This is a genomic window from Micromonospora sp. B9E7 (assembly GCF_039871815.1).
Lineage (GTDB): Bacteria > Actinomycetota > Actinomycetes > Mycobacteriales > Micromonosporaceae > Micromonospora.
Map to the genome: position 1 here is coordinate 17,261 of NZ_JBDPLX010000018.1, position 25,864 is coordinate 43,124.

The 25,864-nt window shown below is 72.8% G+C and carries 25 protein-coding genes; 15 read left to right on the forward strand and 10 right to left on the reverse strand.

The window, feature by feature from the left end; translation table 11 throughout:
* Positions 1–32: 32 nt before the first annotated feature.
* The 5 genes from ABGB10_RS24640 to ABGB10_RS24660 are packed head-to-tail and all read right to left on the reverse strand — an operon-like array spanning position 33 to position 7,603.
* Positions 33–1,121, reverse strand: coding sequence for a uroporphyrinogen-III synthase (locus ABGB10_RS24640; protein ID WP_347663324.1), 1,089 nt, complete (start codon positions 1,119–1,121; stop codon positions 33–35).
* Positions 1,121–1,468, reverse strand: a complete 348-nt coding sequence (gene nirD / locus ABGB10_RS24645) for a nitrite reductase small subunit NirD (protein ID WP_347663325.1) — start codon at positions 1,466–1,468, stop codon at positions 1,121–1,123. The genes ABGB10_RS24640 and nirD overlap by 1 nt, the downstream gene beginning before the upstream one ends.
* Positions 1,465–3,996, reverse strand: a complete 2,532-nt coding sequence (gene nirB, locus ABGB10_RS24650) for a nitrite reductase large subunit NirB (protein ID WP_347663326.1) — start codon at positions 3,994–3,996, stop codon at positions 1,465–1,467. The genes nirD and nirB overlap by 4 nt, the downstream gene beginning before the upstream one ends.
* A complete protein-coding gene (locus ABGB10_RS24655) occupies positions 3,993–5,432 on the reverse strand; it encodes an FAD-dependent oxidoreductase (RefSeq protein ID WP_347663327.1) in 1,440 nt (479 codons plus the stop codon). Before ABGB10_RS24655 ends, nirB begins: the two co-directional genes overlap by 4 nt.
* Complete coding sequence (locus tag ABGB10_RS24660) at positions 5,429–7,603, reverse strand: molybdopterin oxidoreductase family protein (RefSeq protein ID WP_347663328.1); 2,175 nt, start codon at positions 7,601–7,603, stop codon at positions 5,429–5,431. The genes ABGB10_RS24655 and ABGB10_RS24660 overlap by 4 nt, the downstream gene beginning before the upstream one ends.
* 270 nt (positions 7,604–7,873) lie before the next feature.
* Between ABGB10_RS24660 and ABGB10_RS24665 the strand changes: the two genes are divergently transcribed.
* From ABGB10_RS24665 to glmM, 8 genes are all read left to right on the forward strand, one after another.
* Positions 7,874–8,053 carry a DUF397 domain-containing protein gene (locus tag ABGB10_RS24665; RefSeq protein ID WP_347663329.1) on the forward strand — a complete coding sequence of 60 codons (180 nt, stop codon included), beginning with the start codon at positions 7,874–7,876 and terminating at the stop codon, positions 8,051–8,053.
* A 250-nt stretch (positions 8,054–8,303) separates the two neighbouring features.
* The gene (locus ABGB10_RS24670) at positions 8,304–8,999 is read left to right on the forward strand and encodes a class I SAM-dependent methyltransferase (protein ID WP_347663330.1); all 696 of its coding nucleotides are present in this window, start codon (positions 8,304–8,306) and stop codon (positions 8,997–8,999) included.
* An 89-nt stretch (positions 9,000–9,088) separates the two neighbouring features.
* On the forward strand, positions 9,089–9,346 hold the full coding sequence (locus tag ABGB10_RS24675; protein WP_088950199.1) for a DUF6364 family protein: 258 nt from the start codon (positions 9,089–9,091) through the stop codon (positions 9,344–9,346).
* Positions 9,336–9,629 carry a hypothetical protein gene (locus ABGB10_RS24680; protein ID WP_238644740.1) on the forward strand — a complete coding sequence of 98 codons (294 nt, stop codon included), beginning with the start codon at positions 9,336–9,338 and terminating at the stop codon, positions 9,627–9,629. The genes ABGB10_RS24675 and ABGB10_RS24680 overlap by 11 nt, the downstream gene beginning before the upstream one ends.
* Positions 9,630–9,757: 128 nt before the next feature.
* A complete protein-coding gene (locus tag ABGB10_RS24685; protein ID WP_347663331.1) occupies positions 9,758–11,140 on the forward strand; it encodes a nitrate/nitrite transporter in 1,383 nt (460 codons plus the stop codon).
* Between the two features lie 209 nt (positions 11,141–11,349).
* Positions 11,350–11,793, forward strand: a complete 444-nt coding sequence (gene rplM, locus ABGB10_RS24690) for a 50S ribosomal protein L13 (RefSeq protein ID WP_088987625.1) — start codon at positions 11,350–11,352, stop codon at positions 11,791–11,793.
* A 20-nt stretch (positions 11,794–11,813) separates the two neighbouring features.
* On the forward strand, positions 11,814–12,278 hold the full coding sequence (gene rpsI / locus ABGB10_RS24695; protein ID WP_145778939.1) for a 30S ribosomal protein S9: 465 nt from the start codon (positions 11,814–11,816) through the stop codon (positions 12,276–12,278).
* Positions 12,279–12,394: 116 nt separating this feature from the next.
* Positions 12,395–13,753, forward strand: a complete 1,359-nt coding sequence (gene glmM / locus ABGB10_RS24700; RefSeq protein ID WP_347663332.1) for a phosphoglucosamine mutase — start codon at positions 12,395–12,397, stop codon at positions 13,751–13,753.
* Between the two features lie 69 nt (positions 13,754–13,822).
* Here the strand turns inward: glmM and ABGB10_RS24705 are convergent, their stop codons facing one another.
* The 3 genes from ABGB10_RS24705 to ABGB10_RS24715 all read right to left on the reverse strand — a co-directional run bounded on the left by ABGB10_RS24705 (position 13,823) and on the right by ABGB10_RS24715 (position 15,975).
* Positions 13,823–15,010, reverse strand: coding sequence for a pyridoxal phosphate-dependent aminotransferase (locus ABGB10_RS24705; protein ID WP_347663333.1), 1,188 nt, complete (start codon positions 15,008–15,010; stop codon positions 13,823–13,825).
* Between the two features lie 40 nt (positions 15,011–15,050).
* On the reverse strand, positions 15,051–15,539 hold the full coding sequence (locus ABGB10_RS24710) for an MmpS family transport accessory protein (protein ID WP_347663334.1): 489 nt from the start codon (positions 15,537–15,539) through the stop codon (positions 15,051–15,053).
* A gap of 247 nt (positions 15,540–15,786) precedes the next feature.
* Positions 15,787–15,975 (reverse strand): hypothetical protein, encoded by a 189-nt coding sequence (locus tag ABGB10_RS24715; RefSeq protein WP_347663335.1) that lies wholly within the window; start codon positions 15,973–15,975, stop codon positions 15,787–15,789.
* A 375-nt stretch (positions 15,976–16,350) separates the two neighbouring features.
* Between ABGB10_RS24715 and glmS the strand changes: the two genes are divergently transcribed.
* Complete coding sequence (glmS, locus tag ABGB10_RS24720) at positions 16,351–18,264, forward strand: glutamine--fructose-6-phosphate transaminase (isomerizing) (protein ID WP_347663336.1); 1,914 nt, start codon at positions 16,351–16,353, stop codon at positions 18,262–18,264.
* A gap of 4 nt (positions 18,265–18,268) precedes the next feature.
* Here glmS and ABGB10_RS24725 read toward each other — a convergent pair whose 3' ends face one another.
* Both ABGB10_RS24725 and ABGB10_RS24730 read right to left on the reverse strand, forming a co-directional pair.
* A complete protein-coding gene (locus tag ABGB10_RS24725) occupies positions 18,269–19,861 on the reverse strand; it encodes an alpha/beta hydrolase (protein WP_347663337.1) in 1,593 nt (530 codons plus the stop codon).
* Complete coding sequence (locus ABGB10_RS24730) at positions 19,858–20,154, reverse strand: hypothetical protein (RefSeq protein WP_347663338.1); 297 nt, start codon at positions 20,152–20,154, stop codon at positions 19,858–19,860. Before ABGB10_RS24730 ends, ABGB10_RS24725 begins: the two co-directional genes overlap by 4 nt.
* Before the next feature lie 173 nt (positions 20,155–20,327).
* On the opposite strand from ABGB10_RS24730, the gene ABGB10_RS24735 reads away from it, so the two are divergent.
* The 6 genes from ABGB10_RS24735 (at position 20,328) to ung (ending at position 25,766) form a co-directional block, all read left to right on the forward strand.
* On the forward strand, positions 20,328–20,696 hold the full coding sequence (locus ABGB10_RS24735) for a holo-ACP synthase (RefSeq protein ID WP_347663339.1): 369 nt from the start codon (positions 20,328–20,330) through the stop codon (positions 20,694–20,696).
* 55 nt (positions 20,697–20,751) lie between these two features.
* Entirely contained in the window at positions 20,752–22,221 is a 1,470-nt protein-coding gene (locus ABGB10_RS24740) for an NAD(P)H-hydrate dehydratase (protein WP_347663340.1), read from the forward strand.
* Positions 22,222–22,301: 80 nt separating this feature from the next.
* A complete protein-coding gene (gene alr / locus ABGB10_RS24745) occupies positions 22,302–23,420 on the forward strand; it encodes an alanine racemase (protein ID WP_347663341.1) in 1,119 nt (372 codons plus the stop codon).
* Positions 23,417–24,520: an alpha/beta hydrolase gene (locus ABGB10_RS24750; RefSeq protein WP_347663342.1), complete on the forward strand. Its 1,104-nt coding sequence runs from the start codon at positions 23,417–23,419 to the stop codon at positions 24,518–24,520. Before alr ends, ABGB10_RS24750 begins: the two co-directional genes overlap by 4 nt.
* Positions 24,517–24,999 (forward strand): tRNA (adenosine(37)-N6)-threonylcarbamoyltransferase complex ATPase subunit type 1 TsaE, encoded by a 483-nt coding sequence (gene tsaE / locus ABGB10_RS24755; RefSeq protein ID WP_347663343.1) that lies wholly within the window; start codon positions 24,517–24,519, stop codon positions 24,997–24,999. Before ABGB10_RS24750 ends, tsaE begins: the two co-directional genes overlap by 4 nt.
* Before the next feature lie 65 nt (positions 25,000–25,064).
* Positions 25,065–25,766 carry a uracil-DNA glycosylase gene (gene ung, locus ABGB10_RS24760; RefSeq protein WP_347663344.1) on the forward strand — a complete coding sequence of 234 codons (702 nt, stop codon included), beginning with the start codon at positions 25,065–25,067 and terminating at the stop codon, positions 25,764–25,766.
* The last annotated feature ends 98 nt before the right edge of the window (positions 25,767–25,864 follow it).

Sequence of the window (25,864 nt, forward strand, 5' to 3'; positions counted from 1 at the left end):
CCGGCCGGTGTCCACCGGCTGGCCGTGACGCGTCAGTCCACCCGAAGGCGATAGCCGCGCTTCACGACGGTCTGCACCACCCGGGGCGCGTGCAGGCCGGCCCGCAGGCGGGCGACCGCCATCTCCACCGCGTGCTCGTCCGCGCCTCGGGGCAGCGTCCGCAGCAGCGCCGTGCGGGACAGCACCCGGCCGGGGGACTGGGCCAGGGCCCGTAACACCGCCATCGGTGCGGGGGCAAGTGGCCGCAACTCGCCGTCGATCACGGCGGCATGCCCGCGCAGCGTGAGCAGGTGCCCGCCGGCCTTGAACGTCACGGTCCTGCGGGGCAGCTCGTCGACGATGGTCCGTACCAGCGCCCCCAGCCGGGCCCGTCCCGGCGCGCTCACCGGCACCCCGCGTCGGAGCAGCGGCTCGGCGGTCACCGCGCCGACGCAGCTGGCGAGCACGTCGCTGCGCAACGCGGAGAGCAGCGCGTCGGTGCGGTCCCCGGCTGCCCGCAGCAGCGCCTCGGCCGCCGGTGCCGAGGTGAAGGTCACCGCGTCCACCAGCCGGCCGGCGATCAGGTCGATCAACCGGTGCAGCGGTGCCGGATCGGTAGGCGGGGCCCAGCGGTAGACCGGTACCTCGATCACCGTCGCGCCGGCCGCCTCCAGCGCGAGCGTGCAGTCGGGCTGCCGCTCACCGTGGAGCTGCATGGCGATCACCTGCCCGGCCACGCCCCGCCGGCGCAGGTGGTCGACCACCTCGTCGCAGCTCTCCGAGGCCGGCGACCACTGGTCGTGCAGCCCGGCCGCACGGATCGCGCCGCGTGCCTTCGGGCCGCGCGCCACCACGTACGAGCTGGCCAGCACAGAGCGCAGCGGCTCGCCCAAGCCCCAGCCCTCGGCCGCCTCCAGCCACCCCCGCATGCCGATGCCGGTGTTGGCCATCAGGATGTCCGGCGGTTGGTCGAGGCAGGCGCGGGTCGCCTCGCGCAGCTCGGTGTCGTCGGAGAGCGGCACGATCCGCAACGCCGGCGCGAGCACCACCCGGGCGCCCCGCCGTTCGAGCAACGCGGCCAACTCGTCGCGCCGCCGGTCAGCGGTCACCCCGATGGTGAAGCCCGCCAGTTCCTCGCGCATCAACCCTCCTGTCGCAGCCGCACCTCGACCAGCCCGTCGCGGCACCGCGCGTCGTGCCGGGCCACGACCACCCCGGGCAGGTCGAGGCACTGCCCGCTGCGTAGGTCGTACACCTGCTTGTGCAGCGGCGAGGCGACCGTCGGCACTCCGCCACGGCTGCCGACGATGCCCCGGGACAGCACGTACGCCCCGGAGACCGGATCGCGGTTGTCGATCGCGAACAGCCCGTCGGCGGTTCGGAAGAGGGCGATCTGCACCCCTTCGACCAGGGCGGCGACGCCTCGGTCCGGTTCCAACCGGTCGAGGAGGCAGACGGTGGTCCAGGTGGCTGTGAGGGTCTGGGTCATCGCCGTACCTCCGGTAGGCCGAGGGTGACCGGTTGCCGACGGCTGGTCGGCTCGGATCCGGTCGGGGGATGGTCGCGTACGGGTACCGGCTGGCCGCGTTCCCGGGTGAAGGTGATCGACGGGTCGGGCACGTCGGGGGCGTTGACGAAGGAGGTGTAGCGGCGCAGCCGGGCCGGGTCGTCGAGCACGTCGCGCCACTCGTCGGAGTACGACGACACGTGCTGGGCCATCGCCGCGTCCAGCTCTGCGCAGAGCCCGAGTGAGTCGTCCACGATCACCGAGCGCAGGTGGTCCAGGCCGCCGTCCATCGCCTCGATCCAGCCGGCGGTGCGTTGGAGCCGGTCGGCGGTGCGGATGTAGTAGATCAGGAATCTGTCGATCAGCGAGATCAGCGTTTCCGTGGACAGGTCGGTGGCGAACAGGTCGGCGTGCCGGGGTCGGAAGCCGCCGTTGCCACCGACGTAGAGATTCCAGCCGGTCTCGGTGGCGATGATGCCGAAGTCCTTGCTGCGCGCCTCCGCGCACTCGCGCGCACAGCCGGAGACCGCCGACTTGATCTTGTGGGGAGCGCGCAGCCCGCGGTACCGCAGTTCCAGGGCGACGGCCAACCCCACCGAGTCCTGTACGCCGTACCGGCACCAGGTCTCGCCCACGCAGGACTTCACAGTCCGCAGTGCCTTGCCGTAGGCGTGGCCGGACTCGAAGCCGGCGTCCACCAGCCGCCGCCAGATCTGCGGCAACTGCTCCACCCGCGCCCCGAACAGGTCGATGCGCTGCCCGCCGGTGATCTTCGTGTAGAGCTGGAAGTCCCGGGCGACCTCACCGATGACGATGAGCTTCTCCGGGGTGATCTCGCCGCCCGGGATGCGGGGCACCACCGAGTAGCTGCCGTCGCGTTGCAGATTGGCGAGGAAGTGGTCGTTGGTGTCCTGCAACGACGCCTGCTCACCGTCGAGCACGTGCCCGCTGCCCAGCGACGCGAGGATAGATGCCACCACCGGCTTGCAGATGTCGCAGCCGCGCCCCCGACCGTGCTCGGCGACCAACCGGGAGAAGGTACGGATGCCGCGTACACGGACGATCTCGAACAGCTCCCGCCGGCTGACGTCGAAGTGCTCGCAGAGCGCGCTGGACTGCGCCACCCCGGCCGCGTCCAGGAGCTGCTTCAGCATCGGCACGCAGGAACCGCAGCTGGTGCCGGCCCGGGTGCACGCCTTCAACGCCGGCACGTCCGCGCAGCCGTCGGCGATGGCGGCGTCCACGTCGTCCCGGGTCACCGCGTTGCAGGAGCAGACCTGCGCGGTGGCGGGCAGCGCCCCGGCGTCCGCCCCACCGCCGTCCGGGGCGAGCAGCGCCAGCGGCGCGGCCGGCAACGGGCCGCCCACGCTGGCCCGCAACGTCGGGTACGCGCTGGCATCACCGACGAGCACTCCGCCGAGCAGGGTGTGCGCGTCGTCGGAGAGGACCAGCTTCGCGTAGACCCGGGTGGCCGGGTCGGTGAAGGTGACGTCCAGGCAGCCGGGGGTCACGCCGTGGGCGTCGCCGAACGAGGCCACGTCGACCCCGAGCAGCTTGAGCTTCGTGGCGGTGTCCGCGCCCGGGAAGGTCGCCGCACCGCCGACCAGCCGGTCGGCCACCACCTCGGCCGTCGCGTACCCCGGCGCGACCAGGCCGTGACAGGTGCCGTCGACCGCCGCGCACTCACCGATCGCCCAGATCCGCTCGTCGGCGCTGCGGCAGGTCTCGTCGACCAGCACCCCGCCGCGCGGACCCAGTGGCAGGTCGGCGTCCCGGGCCAACTGGTCCCGGGGTCGGATGCCGGCTGCCACCACCACCAGCTCGGCGTCGATTGCGCCGCCGTCAGACAGCTCCAGTGCGGCCACCGCGCCGTCCGGGCCGGGTCGGATCGCGCTGGTCGCGACACCGAGATGGGTCCGTACGCCCAACTCGTCGACATAGCGCCGCAGCATCGCGCCGCCAGCCTGGTCCACCTGCACCGGCATCAGCCGGGGCGCGAACTCGACCACGTCGGTGCTCAGGCCGAGCAGCCGCAACGCGTTCGCCGCCTCCAGCCCGAGCAGCCCGCCACCGATCACCGCGCCGACCCGCCGGCCCTCCGCGTACGACCGGATCGCCGCCAGGTCGTCCAACGTCCGGTAGACGAAGACACCGGGCAGCTCCGCGCCGGGCACCGGCGGCACGAACGCGTACGACCCGGTGGCCAGCACCAGGGCGTCGTAGGGGTACTCGCCGACGTCGGTGGTCACCACCTGCCGGGCCCGGTCGATGGCGGTGGCCGGTTCGCCCAGACACAGCCGCACCCCGTCGTGCGGTGTGTGCAGGTTGAGTTCGCTCTCACTCACCCCGTCGAAGTAGGCCGAGAGCCGCACCCGGTCGTACGCGGGGCGTCGCTCCTCGGCCAGCACGGTCACCTGCCAGCGACCCTCCGGGTCACGGGCGCGCAGCGCGTCGACGAAGCGCTGACCGACCATTCCGTTGCCGATGACGACCAGATTGCCGCCGTTCATCGCGTCACCTCCACCGATTCCGCCTGGCTCAGCCAGTCGACGATGCCGCCCACCGCGTCTCGGCACCCGCCGCAGCCGGTGCCGGCCCGGGTCGCCGCCACCACCGCGTCGACCGTCCGGGCTCCGGAGCGCCAACTGCGTACGAGTGCGCCCTTACTCACCGTGTTGCACTGGCAGACCGTGGCCGCGTCCGGCATCAGTGCCGGGGACGCGGCCGGGGTCGCGCCGGCGGTGCCGAGTGCCCGGCCCAACAGGAGTGCCCGCCGGTCGGCCGGCACCGGCTGGCCACGGTCGAAGAGCTGGATCACCGTCCCGACGGCCGGGTTGTCGCCGAGCAGGATCGCGCCGATCAGCCGCTCGTCGTGGATCCGCAACCGGGCGTACGTGCCCCGGGCCGGGTCGGTGAAGGTCAGCTCCTCGCCCGGCCCGCCGCTGACCGGGTCACCCATCGACGCGAGGTCGATTCCGGCGGCCTTGAGCCGGGTCACCACCGGCTGGGGCCGGTACCGCGCCAACGGGTCCGTTCCGGTCAGCACGTCGGCGAGCACCCGCGCCTGGGCCCAGGCGGGTGCGACCAGCCCGCTGAGCACGCCGTCGTGCTCGGCGCAGTCGCCGATTGCCGAGATGGACCGGTCGTCGGTGCGGAGCCGGTCGTCCACCACCACCCCGCGTCGGACGGTCAGCCCGGCGGCCTGCGCCAGGGCGGTGTCCGGGCGTACCCCGCAGGAGAGCACCAGCAGGTCGGCGCGCAACGTCCGGCCGTCGGCCAGGTCGAGGCGGACGCCGGTGGCGTCGGCGGCCACGCCGGTCGCCGGCACCGCGAGCTGCACGGTGACGCCGAATCCGGCGAGCGTGCCGGCGAGCACCGCACCGGCCGTCGGGTCGAGTTGTCGTTCCATCAGGTGCTCCCTCGGGTGCACCACGGTGGTGGCCAACCCCCGGCTGGCCAGGCCCCGGGCGGCCTCCAGGCCGAGCAGACCGCCACCCAGCACCAGGGCGCTGCGCGCGCCGTCCGCCGCGGCGAGGATGCGCCGGCAGTCGTCCAGCGTCCGGAAGGGAACCACCCGCTCGGGCAGGTCCGTCGGGTCGAGGCCGGGCAGTGGTGGCACCACCGCCCGTGCGCCCGTGGCCAGCACCAGGTGGTCGTATCCGATGCGTTCGCCGTCGTCGGTGTGGACCTCCCGCGCGGACCGGTCGATGGCGGTCACCGGTACGCCGGTGCGCAGGTCGATGCCGTGCCCGGCGGCCTCGGTCAACTCCACGTCCGGCTCGTCGATGCGCCCGGCCAGCAGTGTGGAGAGCAGGATCCGGTTGTACGCGCGGTGCGGCTCCGCCCCGAGCACGGTGACCTTCCGGTCTCCTTCCCGGGCGTGCAGTTCCCCCGCGAGGCGGGCGCCCGCCATCCCGTTGCCGACGATCACCACCCGGGCGGTCATGCCTTCTCCACCCGGACCGCGCAGATCTTGAACTCGGGCATTCCGGAGATCGGGTCGACCGCGTCGTTGGTCACCGAGTTGGCCCGTCCCGCCCCCGGGTAGTGGAACGGGGCGAACACCGTGTCCGGTCGGATCCCGACGCTGAGTCGGGCCGGAGCGCACAACTCACCCCGGCGCGAGGTGACCCGCACCGGGTCGCCGTCGTCGATGCCCAGCCGGGCGGCCAGATCGGGGTGCAACTCGACGAACGCCTCCGGGGCGGCGCGGCGCAGCGCGGGCACCCGGCGGGTCTGGGTACCCGACTGGTACTGCGTCAGAACCCGGCCGGTGGTGAAGTGCAGCGGGTACGTCGCGCAGACCTCCTCGGCGGCCGGCCGGTGGTCGACGGGGTGGAACCGGGCCCGGCCGTCCGGGGTCGCGAACCGGTCGGCGAAGAGCCGTGGCGTGTCCGGCCCGTCCTCGGTGCGGCAGGGCCAGTAGACGCCGTCGTCGGCGTCGATCCGGGCCCAGCTGATGCCGGCGTAGTCGGCGGCCCCACCGGCGGAGGCGCGGCGCAGCTCGGCGAAGACGGTGGCCGGGTCGGCCGGGAACCGCGCCGCCGCCACGGCTTCCGGTCGCGCGCCGGTCGGTGCGGTGTCGGCCGGTTCGGCGGCGGTCGCTTCGGCGGCGGCCAGTCTCGTCGCGAGGTCGGAGATGATGGCCAGGTCGGTCCGGACGTCCGGCGGGGGCGGGCGCAGGGCGCGACGACGCAGCACCCGACCCTCCAGGTTGGTCATGGTGCCGTCCTCCTCGGCCCACTGTGCGGTGGGCAGCACCACGTCGGCCAGCGCCGCCGTCTCGGAGAGCAGCAGGTCTGCGACGACCAGCAGGTCGAGGTCGCGCAACCGCCGCTCGATCCGGGTCGCCCGGGGCGCGGAGACCACCGGGTTCGAACCGAACACCAGCAACGCCCGGGGGCCGTCCGGAGTGCCGAGCGAGTCGAGCAGTCGGTAGGCCGGCACACCCGGCCCCGGCAGTTCGTCGGCTGTCACTCCCCAGACCTCGGCGACGTGTTCCCGGGCCGCCGGATCGTCGATCTTCCGGTAGCCGGGGAGCTGGTCGGCCTTCTGCCCGTGCTCCCGCCCGCCCTGGCCGTTGCCCTGCCCGGTGAGGCAGCCGTACCCCGAACCGTCCCGGCCGGGCAGGCCGAGGGCGAGAGCCAGATTGACGTACGCGGTGACCGTGTCGACGCCCTTCGCGTGCTGCTCGGCGCCGCGCGCGGTCAGGATGATCACGCGACCGCCGCTGCCCAACGCCCGGGCGGTCGCCTCCAGGTCGGCCACCGGCACCCCGGAGAGCTGTTCCGCACGGGCCGGCCACCAGGCGGCGACAGCCCGGCGGACGGCCTCGAAGCCGCTGGTGCGGTCGGCCACGTACGTGCGGTCGACCCACCCCTCGGTGAGCGCGATGTGCAGCAGCGCGTTGGCCACCGCGAGATCGGTGCCGGGCAGCGGTTGCAGGTGCAGGTCGGCCTGACGGGCGGTCGCGGTGACCCGGGGGTCGACGACGATCAACTGTCCGCCGTTGCGGCGCTGCTCGGTGAGCCAGCGCACCAGCGGTGGCATGGTCTCCGCCGGGTTGGCCCCGACCAGCAGAAGCGTGTCGGCCCGGCCCAGGTCGGCTAGCGGGAACGGCAGCCCCCGGTCGATGCCGAAGGCCCGCATCCCGGCGGCCGCCGCCGAGGACATGCAGAACCGTCCGTTGTAGTCGATGTGCCGGGTGCGCAGCCCGATCCGGGCGAACTTGCCCAACGCGTACGCCTTCTCGTTGGTCAGGCCACCGCCACCGAAGACGGCGACCGCGTCCGGGCCGGCGTCGTCCTGGACCGCGCGGATGCCGGTGACGATCCGGTCGAGCGCAGCGTCCCAGCTCGCCGGGCGCAGCTCGCCGGTGGCCGGGTCGCGCAGTAGTGGGGTGGTCAGCCGCTCGGGGTGGTCGAGCAGCTCGGCGGCGGTCCAACCCTTCTGGCAGAGCCCGCCCCGGTTGGTGGGGAACTGGCGGGGGTGGACCGACACCCCGGTCTGGTCCTCGCGCAGCGTCATGCCGCACTGCAGGGCGCAGTACGGGCAGTGCGTCGCAACCTCCCGGGGCGCCAGCCCCGGTCGAGTTGCCGACCATGCACCGTCTGTCATGTCGGCAAAGCGTGCCGCTGAGCGGTTTCCGGTCCGGGTCCCTTCTGTTTCGGTCCTGTCAAGTGGGGCTCACACCGCACCGGGGCAGCTGGCGCGTTGGATGGTGCGAGTCGGAGCCTGTGGAGCTGAGTCGTTTACGACATCGACGGTTGATTCGTTTGCGACATCAGCTCCAGAGCGGCAGCGCACGTCACCCCGCGGGAGGTCAGCGCACGTCGTAGCGGTGTGGTCGTCGGGTCAGTGACAACCAGCCGAGGAACCGGGCGTGGAGTGCCCGCGGGTCAGGGTGAACGCCCAGGGAGTACAGGTCGTGAACCGCGTCCTGCATACAACCTGCCTGGCATCGTTGGCGTGCGGGACTCGAAGGACCCGGCAGGGCCGGCGTTGGTCTTCGGGTCAACGGCCTGGCGGGCGTTCGTGGGTATGGCGAAGGCATACGACCCGGCCTGACCAGCATCACACCGAGGCCCCCGGTTCGCCGGGTGCCTTCGTGTGTCCGGGATCAATCCCCGCCAGGAAACGCAGGCGCGGCCGGACTGACCACACCGACGGTTCCGGCTCCGTTGCGGCGGAATTCGCGGTGACTTCGCGTGCGGTGGGAGGTGCGAGCCGGAGCCTTTGGAGCTGAATCGCTGATGACATCAGCATCGTTCATTGGCTTATAATGTGGGAAAGTTGTCTCACTAATTGGGAGAGCGCGATGAGTGTGGCGGACGTGTTCGACGCGGTGGCCGGCACCTACGACGAGGCGCGCAGGCGGCTCGTGCCCTGCTTCGACGCCTTCTACGGCACGGCCGTCGAGGTTGCCGCGCCCCCGCTTCGCGCCACGCTCGCCGCCGGTCGTGCGCCGGAGGTGTTGGACCTGGGCGCCGGCACCGGCCTGCTCTCGCTGCTGCTGGCCGCCGCGGTGCCCGGTGTCCGGCTGACCCTGGTCGACGGGGCGCCGGCGATGCTCGCCCGCGCCACCGAGCAGTTGGACGCCCGGTCGGTGCCGCACCGGACGGTCCGGGCCGACCTGGCCGATCCGCTGCCCGCCGGCCGGTACGACGCGGTGGTCAGCGCGCTGGCGATCCACCACCTGGACGACGAGGGCAAACGGGCGCTGTACCGGAGGGCTGCCGGCGCACTCGCCCCGGGCGGGGTGTTCGTCAACGCCGAGCAGGTCGCCGGCCCGACTCCGGAGTTGGACCGTCGCTACGACGAGGTGTGGATGCAGCGGATCACCGAGCTGGGCGCGTCCGGTGAGGAGATCGCCGCATCCCGGGAGCGGATGCGGCACGACCGGCCGGCGACCGTTGTCGACCAGTGCCGGTGGCTCGCCGAGGCGGGCCTGGTCGACGTCGACTGCTACTTCAAGGAGTGGCGCTTCGCGGTGTTCGGTGGTCGCGTCGCGTGAAGACCACCGGTTTGTGCGTTTCGACGTCGGGGGTGAGCCGATGGACGCGCGGATGACTGCCGGTCATACCGATGGGTAGTCTCAGCGGCATGACTGCCAAGGTGACTCTCTCGTTCACCGACGAGACGATCGAGGAGGCCCGGCGGTTCGCCAAGCGCGAGGGTCTGTCGCTCTCCGCATGGATGGACCAGGCCGCCCGCGAGAAAGCACTGCGCGAGGTCTTCACCGCGCACGCCGCCGCCGTGGGCCGAGCCGGCCTGGACCTGGAGTCCGCCGCTCTCGCCGACGCCCGCGAGGTGGGCATGGTCAACGACCTGCTCTCCGGCGGACGGCCGCGTGCTGCGTAGGGGAGAGGTCTGGCGCATCGAGGGCGCCCGGGAACGCCTCGGGCTCGTGGTCAGCTCGGATGTCTACAACTCCACCGACGTACCCATCGTGATCGTGGTCGAGGTGGTCGAGGAGTCGCTGCTGCGCGACTCGCCGCTCGCCGTGTCGATGGGCCGGTACGTGGTGATGCCCGACCGCATCTCCTCGCCGATGAAGAAGTGGTTCACCGACTGCGTGGACGTCGCCGACACCGACACCATGCTCCGGGTCGGCCGCGCGCTGCGCATCCTCCAGCAACTCTGATCGGCACCTCACCACCGCCGCCGGCCCGTGGTGCGATCCCCGTTTCCGGGCCGACCCGCGAAGGGCACTGTCAGGAAACCGGGCGTTCCTAGCGTTCCTCCTCGTCACACCGACGAGGAGGAGCCGCCGTGAGCACGCTCACCAGCACCGCAGTCACCGCCGGGCCGCCGGCCACCACCGGCCGTGCGCGCCGGCTCGACGACTGGCGCCCCGAGGACCCCGACTTCTGGCGGGCGACGGGCGCGCCGATCGCCCGGCGCAACCTCTGGGTCTCGATCTTCGCCGAACACGTCGGCTTCTCGGTGTGGAGCCTCTGGTCGGTCACCGTGCTCTTCCTCGGCCCGGCGTACGGCATCGACCCGGCCGGGAAGTTCCTGCTCACCGCCGTGCCCGCCGCACTGGGCGCGGTGCTGCGGCTGCCGTACACGCTGGCGGTGGCCCGCTTCGGCGGGCGGCGCTGGACGATCATCAGCGCACTCCTGCTGCTGGTGCCCACGGTGCCGATGACGGTGCTGCTGGAACCCGGGGTGTCCTACTCCACCCTGATGGTGCTCGCCTGCCTGACCGGCGTCGGCGGGGGCAACTTCGCCTCCTCGATGGCGAACATCAACCTGTTCTACCCGGAGCGGCTCAAGGGCCGGGCCCTCGGGCTCAACGCGGGCGGCGGCAACCTGGGCGTACCCGCGGTGCAACTGGTCGGGCTGGCGGTCCTCGCCACCGCCGGTGCCGCGTACCCCCGGCTGGTTCCGGCGGTCTACCTGCCGCTGATCGTGCTGGCGGCGCTGGCGGCGACCCGCTGGCTGGACACCGTGCCCGGGGCGCGCAACGAGCCCGGCGCGCTGCGCGAGGCGGCCCGCGACCCGCACACCTGGGTCATGTCACTGCTCTACATCGGCACCTTCGGCTCGTTCATCGGCTTCGGTTTCGCCTTCGGTCAGGTGCTCCAGCTCCAGTTCGCCGAGCGGTTTCCCACCCCCGTCGACGCCGCCTGGCTGACCTTCCTCGGCCCACTGGTCGGCTCGCTGATCCGTCCGCTGGGCGGGCACCTGGCCGACCGGCTGGGCGGTGCCCGGGTGACCTTCTGGAACTTCGTCGCGATGGCGGCCGGCGCGGGCACGGTCCTGTACGCGGCCCGAGAACGCTCGTTCGGGCTCTACCTGGCCGGGTTCATCGCCCTCTTCGTCTTCTCCGGCATCGGCAACGGCTCCACGTACAAGATGATCCCGGCGATCTTCCAGGCCCGGGCGGCGGACGCGGTGGGCACCGGTCGCCGCGATCCGGAGGCGGCCGCACGGTGGGCGCGGCGGATGACCGGTGCGTTGATCGGTATCGCGGGTGCCGTCGGCGCGTTCGGCGGGGTGCTGGTCAACATCTCGTTCCGTCAGTCGTTCCTCGGCTCCGGCAACGCCGACGCCGCCTATCTGGCCTTCATCGGCTGGTACGCGTTGTGCTTCGTGGTCACCTGGGTGGTGTACCTGCGGCCTCGGGCCGATCGGCTCGCCAGCGTGTGAGCTGGGCCACGTACGGCGTGTCGGCGCGGCGGACCGTACCCCCGTTTTGACCTGCGGACGGGGCGCCGGGTATCGTTGCCTGCTGTTGTGCGACATCCAGAGGCGTGCCCCATCAGGTACGCTTGGTCGTTCGTGCGCGCTGGTCCGGCCTGCAAGATCTGGTCACCTCGGCGCGCGACCCCAGACCGACGACGAGACAAGGTAGACCTGTGCGTACGTACAGCCCGAAGCCGGGTGAGATCGAGCGTCAGTGGCACGTCATCGACGCCTCTGATGTCGTGCTGGGCCGCCTGGCCACCCACGCCGCCACGTTGCTGCGTGGTAAGCACAAGCCGACTTTCGCGCCGCACGTCGACACGGGCGACTTCGTCGTCATCGTGAACGCGGGCAAGGTTGCGCTGACCGGCAACAAGCGCCACACCAAGGTTGCTTACCGCCACTCCGGTTACCCGGGTGGTCTGAAGCAGGTCGGCTACGACGAGCTGCTGACCAAGCGCCCCGAGCGGGCCATCGAGCTCGCGGTGAAGGGGATGCTCCCGCACAACAAGCTCGGCCGTCAGCTGATCAAGAAGCTGAAGGTCTACGCCGGTGCCGAGCACCCGCACCTCGCGCAGCAGCCGGTGCCGTTCGAGATCAAGCAGATCGCGCAGTGAGCGCGGGCGAAGGAATCAGCATGACCGACATCACCGAGACCGAGGTCGCCCCCGAGGTCACCGAGGCACCGGCGCCCGTCGCCCGCGCGCCGCGTGGTGACCGCCCGATCCAGACCGTGGGTCGGCGCAAGGAGGCCATCGTCCGGGTCCGTATCGTCCCGGGCACCGGCAAGATCACCTGCAACGGTCGCGACCTCGAGGCCTACTTCCCGAGCAAGGTGCACCAGCAGCTCATCAAGGACCCGCTGGTCACCGCCGAGAAGCCCGAGGCGTTCGACGTCATCGCCAACCTGCGTGGCGGCGGCACCACCGGCCAGGCAGGTGCGCTGCGGCTGGCCATCGCGCGTGCGCTGATCGTCAACGAGCCGGACGACCGCCCGGCCCTGAAGAAGGCCGGCTTCCTCACCCGGGACGCCCGGGTCAAGGAGAGCAAGAAGTACGGCCTCAAGAAGGCCCGTAAGGCTCCCCAGTACTCGAAGCGCTGATCTTTCCCAGCGCGTTGTACTTCTGACGGACGGCCGGTCCGCCTCCCCGCTCGGGGAGGTGGGTCGGCCGTTCCGCTTTCTCCTCACTGGTCGTGCTCATTCGGAGGTTGGCGGGTATGGGTCGGTTGTTCGGCACGGACGGCGTACGCGGGCGGGCAAACGCGGATCTCACCCCCGAGTTGGCGCTGGCGCTCGCCGTGGCCGCCGCGCACACACTCGCCGAGACAGACCGCAGCCACCCGCCGCTCGCCGTCGTCGGTCGGGACACCCGGGCCAGCGGCGAGATGCTGGAGGCCGCCGTGGTGGCGGGTCTGACCAGCGCCGGTGCCAACGTGGTGCGGGTCGGCGTGCTGCCCACCCCCGCGGTGGCGTTCCTCACCGCGGAAGCCAAGGCCGACCTCGGCGTCGTGCTCTCCGCGTCGCACAACCCGATGCCGGACAACGGCATCAAGCTCTTCGCCGCCGGCGGTCACAAGCTGCCCGACGAGATCGAGATGCAGATCGAGGCCGCCGTCGAGGCCAACGCCACCACCGCCTGGGACCGGCCGACCGGTGCCGGCATCGGCCGAGTGCACGACCTGCTCGACGGCGCGGACCACTACGTCCAACACCTGGTCGGCGCGGTGCCGCACCGGTTGGACGGGATCAAGGTCGTGGTCGACTGCGCCAACGGTGCCGCCGCCGAGGTCGCCCCGGTCGCCTACCGGGAAGCCGGCGCCGAGGTCATCGCGATCCACGCCGAGCCGAACGGGCTGAACATCAACGACGAGTGCGGCTCCAACCACATCGAGGCGCTGCGCGAGGCCGTGGTCGAGCACGGCGCCCACCTGGGCATCGCCCACGACGGTGACGCCGACCGCATCGTGGCGGTCAGCGCCGACGGCGACGAGGTCGACGGCGACCAGGTGATGGCGATCCTCGCGCTGGCCATGCGGGACGCCGGCACGTTGACCCAGGACACCCTGGTCGCCACCGTGATGAGCAACCTCGGCCTGCGGCTGGCCATGTCCGCGCAGGGCATCCGGCTGATCGAGACCAAGGTCGGCGACCGGTACGTGCTGGAGGAGCTGCGCGCCTCCGGCCTGGCGCTCGGCGGTGAGCAGAGCGGTCACATCGTGATGCCCGCACACGCCACCACCGGCGACGGTGTGCTCACCGGCCTGCACCTGATGGCTCGGATGGCGGCCACCGGCAAGTCCCTCGCCGAGCTGGCCTCGGTGGTCACCAAGCTGCCCCAGGTGCTGATCAACGTGCCGGTGGGCGACCGGACCGTGGGCGCCAACGCGCCGGCCGTCCGCGCCGAGGCCGAGCGGGCCGAGGCGGAGTTGGGTGAGACCGGTCGGGTGCTGCTGCGCCCGTCGGGCACCGAGCCCCTGGTCCGGGTGATGGTCGAGGCCGCCACCGAGGAGACCGCCCGCGCGGTCGCCGAACGGATCGCCGAGCAGGTCCGTACCGCCAGCCCCGCCACGTCGTAGGTCGGTTGGAGGCTGTGGAGCTGAATCGGTTACGACATCAGCTCCACAGCTTCCGGCCGGTCCGTCGGATCAGCGGCGCAGAGCGCGCAGCCGGGTGACCGCCTCGGTCAGCACCTCGGGGCGCTTGCAGAAGGCGAAGCGGACCAGTCGCCGACCGGCGTCGGTGTCGTCGTAGAAAACCTGGGTCGGCACCGCCACCACACCGCAGCGCTCCGGCAACGAGCGGCAGAACTCCACCCCGTCCCGGCCGCCGAGGGCGGTGATGTCGGCGGTGACGAAGTACGTCCCCTCCGAGTCGAGCACCTCGAACCCGGCGTCGGTCAGACCGCCGACGAGCTGGTCACGCCGCTGCTGGAGACTGTCCCGGAAGTCGGTGTAGTAGTCGTCCGGCAGGGCCAGCGCCACGGCCACCGCCGGTTGCAGTGGCGCGGCGTTGACATAGGTGAGGAACTGCTTCACCCGGATCACCGCCGAGACCAGCGCCGACGGGCCGCTCGCCCAGCCGACCTTCCACCCCGTGCAGGAGAACGTCTTGCCGGCCGACGAGATGCGCAGCGTCCGCTCCCGCATCCCGGACAGGCTGGCCAGCGACACGTGCGGGCTCGCCGCGTCGGTGAAGACCAGGTGCTCGTACACCTCGTCGGTGACCGCGTACGCGCCGAACTCTTGGCACAACTCGGCGACCAGGGCCAACTCGGCCGGGGTGAAGACCTTGCCGGTCGGGTTGTGCGGTGAGTTGAGCAGCACCAACCGGGTGCGCGGGCCGAACGCCGCGCGCAGCGCCTCCGGGTCGAAGGCGTACCGGCCGTCGGCCGTGGGGCGCAGGGTCACCGGCCGCCGGACCGCACCGGCCAGTGCGATCGACGCGGCGTACGAGTCGTAGTACGGCTCGAAGCACACCACCTCGTCGCCCGGCTCGCAGAGCGCGAGGATGCTCGCCGCCACCGCCTCGGTCGCGCCCGCGGTGATGACGATCTCGCCGTCCGGGTCGTACTCCAGGTCCCGGAATCGTCGCTGGTGAGCGGCGACCGCCGCGCGCAGGGCGGGGATCCCCGGGCCGGGCGGGTACTGGTTCTGCCCGCCGCGCAGCGCCTCGGCGGCGGCGGCCAGCATCTCCGGCGGGCCGTCGGTGTCGGGGAAGCCCTGGCCGAGGTTGACCGCGCCGGTGCGCACGGCGAGGGCGGACATCTCGGCGAAGATCGTGGTGCCGAACGGCCGCATCCGGGCCACCAGCGGGTCGACATCGGTGCTCGTCACCTGCGCCAGCCTACGGCCACACCCGGGTCGAGCCCCAGCTTCACTTCGGTGCGCAGGAGATGCCGTAATACCCCTGTTCCTTGATGACCACCGGCTTGCCGACGCCGCTGATCGTGACGGTGCAGTCGATTGGCGTGGCGTTGTTGATGTCGGGCCCGGTGGCCTTCACCATCACCCTGGTCTGGCCGTTGGTCCGAATGGTGGTGCGCCACGGCAGTGTCGCGCCGTCGACATGCATGAGATCGCTCTCGGCGTCGTAGTACGCGATGTCCGCCGTACCCGAGCCGGTCACCTCGTAGACCACGGTCACCGGGGCCGGCCCCGACGTCGGCCGAGTGATCGGCTGCTTGCTCGGGGTCGGGGTCGGGGGCGCGGGGCTGGGTCGCTCCGGAATGGGCGCACGTGTGGTGGGTGCGGTCCAACCGTCGTCGGGGACGACCCACGGCTCCTCGGCGACCGGCTCCGAGCCGGGTCTGTCCAACAGGAAGCCACCCGCGCAGAGGCAGCCGCAGACGAGCACGACCAGCACCACGAAGACCGCGACGACGATCCCGACGATCCGGCCGCTGTTCGTGGTCTGGCCGGCGCTGGAATGCGGGTGGCCGGGGTATGCGTACGGCGGCGGGTAGCCGTACGGCGGCCATCCGGCTGACGGCTGCCATCCGGCCGGTGGTGGCTCCCCGGGAGGCGGGGACCAGCCGGTGGGTGGGGGCCAGCCTGCGTGCGGCGGCCATCCGGCGTGCGGGGGCGAACCGGCGTGGGTCGGGTCGGAGGCGTCAGGCGGCTGCGGCGTCCACGGGGACGCTGGTGAGCCGGGCGTCCACGGGGATGCTGGTGAGCCGGGCGTCCACGGGGATGTTGGTGAGCCGGGCGTCCACTGGGTCGTGGGCGGTTGCGGGGTCCACTCGGTCGTGGGCGGGGACGGCGTCCACGGTGCGGGCGTCCAGGGGGCCGGTGGCGCCCACGGTTGGCCCGGGGCGAGCGGATCGGGTGCCGGGAGCGGGCCCGAGGGCGGCGCCGCCGTCGGGTCCGACGGCGGCGGGCTGGGGGCCGGATCCGACGGGGAGGAGGGGGACGGATCGGGCGGCGGCGCGTCGGACATGGCTGCTCCGGACGGGATCGGGTATGGGACGAACGGGCCGAGGGCAGGCGCGCCGAACCCGCCGAGAGACTGTCGTACCCGAAGGCGTGCCGCAACCCCGTCCGTCCTGGGCCGGATCCGGCAGGGCTGTGACGCTCGTCCCGTTGCGACCCGCCAACCACCGATCGCTCAGATTCCGTGATTGATAACCCGACTTTCGAGCACCCATCATGAGTGAAACTGGGTTAGGCTGCGGGCCATGTGTGGAATCGTGGGATACGCGGGCGCGCGCCCCGCACTGGGCATCGTGCTCGACGGGCTGCGGCGGCTGGAATACCGCGGCTACGACTCGGCAGGCGTCGCGATCGTCTGCGACGACCAGCTGCTGACCGAGAAGAAGGCCGGCAAGCTGGCCAACCTGGAGAAGGTGTTGTCCGAGCGGGCCGCCGACGACCCGACCTCCTGCGCGGCCAGCCCGATCGGCATCGGTGACGGCACCACCGGCATCGGGCACACCCGGTGGGCCACCCACGGCGGCCCGACCGACCGCAACGCACACCCGCACGTCGCCCCCGACGGGCGGGTCGCGGTGATCCACAACGGCATCATCGAGAACTTCGCCAAGCTGCGTGCCGAACTGGAGGCCGACGGCGTCCAGTTCACCAGCGACACCGACACCGAGTGCGCCGCACACCTGCTCGCCGCCGCGCTGGCCGACCTGCGCGCCGCCGGCCAGCCGGACAGCCCGCAGCTGCTCGCCGCCGGCATGCGGGTGGTCTGCCAGCGACTGGAGGGCGCGTTCACCCTGCTCGCGGTGGACGCCGCCGTGCCCGGTGCCGTCGTCGGCGCCCGGCGCAACTCGCCGCTGGTGGTCGGCCGTGGCGACGGGGAGAACTACCTGGCCAGCGACGTGGCCGCGTTCATCGAGCACACCCGGGAAGCGGTCGAGCTGGGCCAGGACCAGATCGTCCTGATCACCGGTGACAGCATCGAGATCACCGACTTCGACGGCCAGCCCGCCGCCGGCAAGGACTTCCACATCGACTGGGACTCCTCGGCCGCGGAGAAGGGCGGCTACGACTGGTTCATGCTCAAGGAGATCGAGGAGCAGCCGCAGGCCATCGCCGACACGCTGCTCGGCCGGCTCACCGAGACCGGTGAGATCGCCCTCGACGAGGTCCGCCTCAGCGACCAGGATCTTCGCGACGTCGACAAGATCTTCATCGTGGCCTGCGGCACGGCGTACCACGCCGGGATGGTCGCCAAGTACGCCATCGAGCACTGGACCCGCATCCCGTGCGAGGTGGAGCTGGCCAGCGAGTTCCGCTACCGCGACCCGGTGCTCGACCGGTCCACGCTGATCGTGGTCATCTCGCAGTCCGGCGAGACGATGGACACCCTGATGGCGCTGCGCCACGCCAAGGAGCAGAAGGCCCGGGTGCTGGCGATCTGCAACACCAACGGCTCGACCATCCCGCGTGAGTCGGACGCCGTGCTCTACACCCACGGCGGGCCGGAGATCGCCGTCGCCTCCACCAAGGCGTTCCTCACCCAGGTCGTCGCCTGCTACCTGATCGGCCTGCACCTCGCCCAGGTGCGCGGCATCAAGTTCGCCGACGAGGTGGGCGCGGTCGTCGCCCAGTTGCAGGAGATCCCGGGCAAGCTGCGCGAGTTGCTCGACCGGATCGAACCCGTCCGTGAGCTGGCCAGGGAGCTGAAGTCCGAGCCGACCGTGTTGTTCATCGGCCGGCACGTCGGCTACCCGGTGGCCCTGGAGGGTGCGCTGAAGCTCAAGGAGCTGGCGTACATGCACGCCGAGGGCTTCGCGGCCGGTGAGTTGAAGCACGGCCCGATCGCCCTGATCGACAAGGGCACGCCGGTGATCTGCGTGGTGCCGTCGCCGGTCGGCCGGGGAATGCTGCACGACAAGGTCGTCTCCAACATCCAGGAGGTCCGGGCCCGTGGTGCGCGGACCATCGTGATCGCCGAGGAGGGCGACGAGGCCGTCGTTCGGTACGCCGACCACCTGATCTACGTGCCGCGCACCCCGACCCTGCTGGCCCCGCTCGTCACCACGGTGCCGTTGCAGGTGCTCGCCGCCGAGATCGCCGCCGCCCGTGGGCACGACGTGGACCAGCCCCGCAACCTGGCCAAGTCGGTCACCGTCGAGTAGCCGCTCAGCGACCCAACACGACCCGGGCCATCCCGTCCAGCGCGGGATTGCCCGGGTCCCAGTAACCGGCGTGGCCGCCCCGCCCGCTGTCGAAGACCCGGCCGCCGAACCCCGGATCCGACGGGTCGTGACCGAACCACAGCTCATGCCCGGTCCGGTCGGGCCAGCCGAGCACGGCGGCCAGCGGCGCCGCACCCAGCAGGGCGCGGTGGCCCAGCTCGTCCGTTGACCGGGCCGCGCGGATCACGTCGTCCGGGGCGCTGCTCGCCCAGACCTCCCCGGGCGGCACCCCCAACTCGGCGGCGTGCGACGCGCCGACCCCGGGCGAGCCGACGAAGACCAGCGCGTCGGCGGCCAGCCCGTGCTCCCGGGCGGCCACACCCACCACCAGCGATCCGTAACTGTGCCCGAGCACGGTCTGCCGGGCCGGTGGCCCCTCGTGGGTGGCCCGCAGCCCCTCCTGGAAGCGGTGCAGCGCCGGGCCGGCGTCGCGTGCCTGGCCCGCCGAGGCGGCCTCGGTCAGGAAATCCGGAGCGTCGTAGCCCAACCAGAGCACCGCCGCGCTGCGTTCACCCGGACCGAGCGCGGCGCACCTGTCCAGCACCCGCGCCGCCCTGCCCAGCTCGCCGGGGGCGTCGTCCAGGCCGGCGGTCATCCCCGGCACGTAGGTCAGCACCCGCTCGGCCCGGTCCGGATCGCCGAGCGCCATCACCACCCGGCCCTCACCGGCCGGATCCAGCCCGAGCAGGTACGCCCGGGGCTCCCCGCCGGCCGCCAGTCGTCCGGTCAGCGCGTCCAGGCCGGCCAACCGCCCGGCCACCCCGCGTAGCCGGACCGACGCGAGTGGCCCGGGCGGCACCCGGGACAGCAGTGCTCGCCGCTCGGACAGCAGTTCCTCCCGCCACACTCCGAGTTGCAGCCGGTTGGCCTGGTCGCGGGCGGCCACCGGCACGCCGTCCCACCGGCCGACCAGTGCCGGCTCGTGCCCGACCAGCCACCTCCGCTGCGCCGGTGTCAAGCCTGACCACCAGGCGTGGACGAGTGTCGGCGCGGCATCGAGGGCCGGTCGGCCCGGCGGTGGCGGGGACATCCAGCCGGTGCCGGCGGCCCGGGCCAGCTCGTCCAACCGGTCGGCAGCGACCCGGTCGGCGGCCCCCGCCCCGTCCAGCGCGTCCCGTAGGGCAGCCGCCACCCGGGCCGCAGCCAGGCCATCCCGCTCGGTGGACCGTGCTCGGGCGGGATCGACGTGCACCCCGCCCGAGCGGTCCACGACCAGGCCGGCCGCCTCCGCCTGGGTGACCGCATCGGCGAGCTGCGCCTTCGCCACCGTCAGCCTCCCGGCCAGCTCGGCCAGCACCTGATCGACCTCGATCAGTGCGGGCACGACCGACGTCAGCTCGCCCCGCAGATCGACGAGCCGGACGTCCGCCGCCGTGGCTGCGCCACCGGACCAACCGCCCCGCAACCGCCCGCCGGCCGCCCGCAGCTCACCGGCGCGACGCTCGACCGGCTCGGTCAACCCGACCCAGGCCACCCCGGCGGCCCGCCACCCGCTCGGATCGGCTGACCACAGTTGCCGGTAGCCGACGCTGCTCACCGGGGCAGGGCGGCGAACCGGTCGGCGGCCCGGTCGTCCACCGTCTGGTACGCCTCGGCTGCCGCTCGGACCCCGTCAGCGGAAGCCGCGACCCGGGAACCCAGCCGGCAGAGCCAGGCGTGCGTGGCCGCCTCCAGCCCGGCCAGGGCCCCGCCGGCTCGCCACTCGGGCGCCGCCACCAGCAACCCGGGTGCCCCGGCCAGGCCCAGCGCCAGCCGGTGCGCCTCACCGTCGAGCGTGACGGCGACCGCTCGCAGCTCCTCCGGCCGGACGGCGAACGACTCATCGGTCATGACCTCACCCCGTGGACGATCGGCTTCGACGCGCTGACGCTAGGCGGGTGCCGGTGTAGCTCGGATGCCCTGTGGACAGCCGGCGCTGAGCCGTACCCCGGCCTGTCCACAGGCATTGCCCAGCGCGGGCCCGACGGCTAATCTGCGGCCCCGACCGCCGGTAGGGTGATGTGGTGATCGTCGCTGTCGGCATCGACGTGGTCCTGGTCGACCGGTTCGCCCGAGCGCTGGCACGGACGCCGCTGCTCGCCGACCGGCTCTTCACCGCGGCCGAGCGGCACACCCGCGCCGGCTCCCCACGCTCGTCGGAGTCGCTCGCCGTCCGCTTTGCCGCCAAGGAGGCGGTGGCCAAGGCCCTCGGTGCTCCGGCCGGGCTGAGCTGGCACGACTGCGAGATCGTGTCCGACCCGGACGGTCGCCCCCGGCTCGCCGTCTCCGGCACTGTCGCGGCGGCAGCCGAGGCGCGTGGAGTCAACCACTGGCATCTCTCGTTGTCGCACGACGGGGGGATCGCGTCGGCGATGGTGGTCGCGGAACGGTGACGTCGGCTGGGCGAGCCGATCCGGCCCGCCCGCGAACGGGATGGGACACGGTGGCATGAGATCGGTGTGGCGGGTGGCCGACGTACGGGCGGCCGAGGCAGGGCTGATGGGCACACTGCCGGACGGGACGCTGATGCAGCGGGCCGCCGCCGGGCTGGCCCGGCGGGCCGCTCTGCTGCTCGACGAGCGCGGCGGGGTCTACGGGGCCCGGGTGCTGCTGCTGGTCGGGTCCGGTGACAACGGCGGCGACGCCCTGTACGCGGGGGAGCGGTTGGCCCGCCGGGGTGTGCACGTGTCCGCCCTGCTGCTCACCCCCGGGCGCGCGCACGCCGCCGGGCTGGCCGCGCTGCGAGCGGCCGGCGGTCGCCTGGTGCCGCAGCCGAACGGCCCGGTCGACCTGGTCCTCGACGGGATCGTCGGCATCGGTGGTACGGGTGGCCTGCGGGCGAGCGCGGACGAGGTGGTCCAACGTCTCGGCGAGTTGCGGGGGCGCGACGGTGAGCGCGCCACAGTCGTGGCGGTGGACGTGCCGAGCGGGGTCGCGGTGGACACCGGCCACGTGCCGCTGTCCGCGTCCGGCCGACCGACGGCGGTCCGCGCCGACGTGACGGTGGCGTTCGGCGCGCTGAAGCCCGCACTGGTGGTCGGGCCGGCCGCCGCCCTGGCCGGGCAGGTGGAGTTGGTCGACATCGGCCTGCGGCCGTGGCTGCGAGGCACCCCCGCGCTACGGGTCACCGAGTGGTCCGACCTGGTCGACTGGTGGCCGGAGCTGGGACCGGCGTCGGAGAAGTACAGCCGGGGCGTGGTGGGGGTGGCAACCGGCTCGGAGACCTACCCGGGCGCTGCGGTGCTCTCCGTCGGTGGCGCTCTGGCCGGGCCGACCGGCCTGGTCCGCTACGCCGGCGGTGCCCGGGGCGAGGTGCTGCACCAGCACCCCTCGGTCATCGCCAGCGGGCGGGTCGCCGACGCGGGCCGGGTGCAGGCCTGGGTGTGCGGCTCCGGCCTGGGCACCGGAGAGGACGCGGCGGCCGAGCTGCGCGCCGTGCTGGCCTCGCCGGTGCCGGTGGTGCTCGACGCCGACGCGCTGACCCTGCTGGTGGACGGCTCGCTCGCCGACCGGCTACGCGGGCGGGACGCGCCGATCGTGGTCACCCCGCACGACCGGGAGTTCACCCGCCTGTGCGGGGAGGAGCCCGGCGCCGACCGGGTCGGCTCCGCGCTGCGGCTGGCCGCCTGGATGAACGCGGTGGTGCTGCTCAAGGGGGACCGCACGGTGATCGGCACGCCGGACGGTCGGGCGTACGTCAACCCGACCGGCACGCCGGCGCTGGCCACCGGTGGCACCGGTGACGTGTTGGCCGGGCTGCTCGGCTCGCTGCTGGCAGCCGGGGTGCCCGCCGACCGGGCTGCGGCCTCGGCCGCGTACCTGCACGGGCTCGCTGGCCGGGAGGCGGCCCGGGGCGGACCGGTGACCGCGCCCGACGTGGTCACCGCACTCCGCCCGGTTGTCGCCCGGCTGGGCTGATCGTGCCGTCCCGGCCGGGTCGGCACCTGGGGACGTGCGTCGCCGCCCCCGGTGATCACGGCGGAAAGTAGGCTGGGCGCATGTGGCAGGCCGAGGTACGCGTCGATCTTGACGCCATCCGCGAGAACGTGAGCAGACTCCGCTCCGGCACCACCGCCGAGCTGATGGCGGTGGTGAAGGCCGACGGGTACGGCCACGGCATGCTCCCGGCCGCCCGCGCGGCACTCGACGCCGGTGCCGACTGGCTCGGCGTCTGCACCCTCGACGAGGCGCTCACCCTGCGGCGGGCCGGAGTGACGGTGCCGGTCCTGGCCTGGCTGCTCGCGCCGGGGCTGCCGCTGCACGAGGGGGTCAGCGCCGGGGTGGACCTGGGCGCGGCGAGCCTGCCGCAACTGGACGAGATGATCGAGGCGAGTCAGCTCGCCGGGCGTCCCGCCCGCCTGCACCTGAAGATCGACACCGGGCTGTCCCGGGGCGGCGCGACCGTCGCCGACTGGCCGGCACTGCTGAACGCCGCCGCGAAGGCGCAGGCCGACGGCCTGGTCGAGGTGGTCGGTGTGTGGAGCCACTTCGTGTACGCGGACCTGCCCGGTCACCCCACCACCGATCGTCAGTTGGCCGTCTTCCACGAGGGGCTGGCCATGGTCGAGCGGGCCGGGCTGCGACCGCGCTGGCGGCACCTCGCCAACTCGGCGGCCACCCTGACCCGCCCGGACACCCACTTCGACCTGGTCCGCCCCGGTCTGGCCATCTACGGTCTCTCCCCGGTGGCCGGCGAGACGTACGGGCTGCGGCCGGCGATGACTGCACGAGCCCGGGTCATGCTCACCAAACGGGTGCCCGCCGGGACCGGTGTCTCCTACGGGCACACCTACACGACGGAGGCCGACGCGAACCTGGCCGTGGTCCCGCTCGGGTACGCCGACGGGGTTCCCCGGCACGCGTCCAACACCGGGCCGGTGCAACTCGCCGGAGGGCGACGGACCATCTCGGGACGGGTCTGCATGGACCAGTTCGTGATCGACTGTGGCGACGACCCGGTGGCCGACGGCGACGTGGCGACCCTGTTCGGCAGCGGAGTCGACGGCGAGCCGACAGCCGACGACTGGGCCGAGGCGGTCGGCACGATCAACTACGAGATCGTCACCCGCTTCGGCGGCACCCGGGTGCCCCGGGTCTACGACGGCGAACGGCCATGAGCTACCGCATCCCGCGTCCGCGTACCGCGGCGGGTCGGGTCGCCGGTATCGTCGGCGCCGCGGTGGGGGTGGCCGCGGCGGGCCTGGCGGCCGGCGTCGCGACCGAACGCACCCTGGTCCGCCGCTTCAAGGCCGACCCGACCGACCGCTACGCGCACGAGACGTTCGGCGAGCAGCGGTACGACGAGGCGTTCCGTCTGGAGCTGCCGGACGGCACGGACATCCACGTCGAGGTGGTCGAGCCGACCCGGCCGGTGCCGGGCCGCCCGACGGTGGTGTTGGTGCACGGCTTCTGCCTGGACATGGGGACGTTCCACTTCCAGCGCCAGATGCTCGCCGAGCGCGGTGACTACCGGGTCGTGGCGTACGACCAGCCCGGTCACGGTCGGTCCGGCCGGTTGGAGACCGGGGAGTACGACCTCGCGGTGCTCGGCCGGACGCTGCGCCAGGTGATCGACCGGACCGCGCCGGACGGGCCGCTGGTGCTGGTCGGTCACTCGATGGGCGGCATGACCATCATGGCGTTCGCCGAGTTGTTCCCGGAGCTGTTCGGTGACCGGGTGGTGGGCACGGTCCTGATGGCCACCTCGGGCGGGCTCATCGCGGAGACCAAGCTGGTCGCACCCGCGCTGCTCGGCCGGGTCGGCAGCCCGGTGCTCTACATGGTCAGCAACGCCACCCGCTTCGGCGGGCCGGTGATCGACAAGGCCCGCAAGTCGACGTCGAACGTGGCCTGGCTGCTGACTCGCAAGTACGGCTTCGGCACCCGCAAGCCCAGTCCGGCGCTGGTGTCCTACGTAGAGACGATGAACTCCCGGACGTCGGCCGACACGGTGACCCGCTATCTGCGGACCCTGGCCACCCACTCGCGCTTTCCGGCGCTGGCGGCGCTGGCGGCGACTCCGGTCCTGGTGGTGGTCGGCGACAAGGACATGATCACTCCGGTGACCCACTCCGAGGAGATCGTCCGGCGGCTGCCACACGCCGAGTTCATCAAGATCGAAGACAGTGGTCACGTGGTGATGCTGGAGCACGCCGACGAGGTCAACGCCGCGCTCGCGCGGTTCCTCGAGTCAATCGCAGAGCCGGAGGAACGGTGAGTCACGTCGTCAAGCTGCCGACCGTCGAGGACACCCGGGAGTTCGGCCGACGCCTGGCCGGGCTGCTGCGCGCCGGCGACCTGGTGCTGTTGACCGGCCCGCTGGGCGCCGGTAAGACCGCGCTCACCCAGGGCATCGGCGCTGGGCTCGGTGTCCTCGGGGACGTCACCTCGCCGACGTTCGTGATCGCCCGGGTGCACCGCCCCGATCCGGCCCGCGGCGGCCGGGTGGCCCTGGTGCACGCCGACGCGTACCGGCTGGGGGACGCCACCGACCCGCGCGCCGAGATCGACGACCTGGACCTCGACGCCTCGGTGGACGACTCGGTGACCGTGGTGGAGTGGGGCGAGGGCCTGGTGGAGCAGTTGGTCGACGCGCACCTGCGGGTTCGGATCGACCGCCGCGACGACGACACCCGCGTGGTCGAGTTGGAGCCGATCGGTGGCGACTGGGCTCGTCGGCTCGCCGACCTGGGCTAGGCGGGCCGCTGTCGTACCCGATGCCTAGAGTGCGGGGGACCGACCCGCGCTGTGAGAGGTTCCTGATGCCCGACGACGCCCCCGCCCTGGATCTGTTGGCCCTGCTGCCGGAGCAGTGGCGTGCCGTGCTCACCCCTCACCTGGATGCGGCGCGCACCGCCGCGCTGGCCGAGTTCGTCGCCCGGGAATACGCGACACAGACCGTCTTCCCGCCGGTGGAGGACCTGTTCTCGGCGTACCGGCTGTGCCCGCCGCAGGCCACCCGGGTGCTGATCCTCGGGCAGGACCCCTACCACCGGGCCGGGCAGGCACACGGGTTGAGCTTCAGCGTCCGCGATGGTGTGGCGGTGCCCCCGTCGTTGCGCAACGTCTTCAAGGAGTTGGGCGAGGACGTCGGCGTTCCCAAGCCGCGCAGCGGCAACCTCGACGGTTGGGCCGCCCAGGGTGTGTTGCTGCTCAACGCGGTGCTGACCGTCCGCCAGGCCACCCCGGGCTCGCACGCCAACGCCGGCTGGGAGGAGTTCACCGACGCGACCATCCGTGCGCTGGACGCGTCACCGGACCGGGTGGTCTTCCTGCTCTGGGGTGGCTACGCCCGCAAGAAGGCCGCCCTGGTCACCAACCCGCAGCACGTGGTGCTGGAGGCCGGCCATCCCAGCCCCATGAACCCGCGCGGCTTCCTCGGCAGCCGACCGTTCAGCGCGGCCAACAAAGCTCTCGCCGATGCCGGCCTGCCCACCATCGACTGGGAGCGCACCGCCGGCTGAGCCGGTCTCCTGCGCGGCGTTGGGGGCCTGGCGTGGGGGCGGCGGTGTGCGTGGCGGCTGCGGCGTGGGCCGGGCGGCGGGCGGGGCGTGGCCGAGGG

Excerpts from the sequence above, each read along its gene's own strand:
- ABGB10_RS24640 (WP_347663324.1), bottom strand. The coding sequence starts at position 1,121 with ATGCGCGAGGAACTGGCGGGCTTCACCATCGGGGTGACCGCTGACCGG.
- nirD (WP_347663325.1), bottom strand. The coding sequence starts at position 1,468 with ATGACCCAGACCCTCACAGCCACCTGGACCACCGTCTGCCTCCTCGAC.
- nirB (WP_347663326.1), bottom strand. The coding sequence starts at position 3,996 with ATGAACGGCGGCAATCTGGTCGTCATCGGCAACGGAATGGTCGGTCAG.
- ABGB10_RS24655 (WP_347663327.1), bottom strand. The coding sequence starts at position 5,432 with ATGACCGCCCGGGTGGTGATCGTCGGCAACGGGATGGCGGGCGCCCGC.
- ABGB10_RS24660 (WP_347663328.1), bottom strand. The coding sequence starts at position 7,603 with ATGACAGACGGTGCATGGTCGGCAACTCGACCGGGGCTGGCGCCCCGG.
- ABGB10_RS24670 (WP_347663330.1), top strand. The coding sequence starts at position 8,304 with ATGAGTGTGGCGGACGTGTTCGACGCGGTGGCCGGCACCTACGACGAG.
- ABGB10_RS24675 (WP_088950199.1), top strand. The coding sequence starts at position 9,089 with ATGACTGCCAAGGTGACTCTCTCGTTCACCGACGAGACGATCGAGGAG.
- rpsI (WP_145778939.1), top strand. The coding sequence starts at position 11,814 with ATGACCGACATCACCGAGACCGAGGTCGCCCCCGAGGTCACCGAGGCA.
- glmM (WP_347663332.1), top strand. The coding sequence starts at position 12,395 with ATGGGTCGGTTGTTCGGCACGGACGGCGTACGCGGGCGGGCAAACGCG.
- glmS (WP_347663336.1), top strand. The coding sequence starts at position 16,351 with ATGTGTGGAATCGTGGGATACGCGGGCGCGCGCCCCGCACTGGGCATC.
- ABGB10_RS24730 (WP_347663338.1), bottom strand. The coding sequence starts at position 20,154 with ATGACCGATGAGTCGTTCGCCGTCCGGCCGGAGGAGCTGCGAGCGGTC.
- ABGB10_RS24740 (WP_347663340.1), top strand. The coding sequence starts at position 20,752 with ATGAGATCGGTGTGGCGGGTGGCCGACGTACGGGCGGCCGAGGCAGGG.
- alr (WP_347663341.1), top strand. The coding sequence starts at position 22,302 with ATGTGGCAGGCCGAGGTACGCGTCGATCTTGACGCCATCCGCGAGAAC.
- ABGB10_RS24750 (WP_347663342.1), top strand. The coding sequence starts at position 23,417 with ATGAGCTACCGCATCCCGCGTCCGCGTACCGCGGCGGGTCGGGTCGCC.
- ung (WP_347663344.1), top strand. The coding sequence starts at position 25,065 with ATGCCCGACGACGCCCCCGCCCTGGATCTGTTGGCCCTGCTGCCGGAG.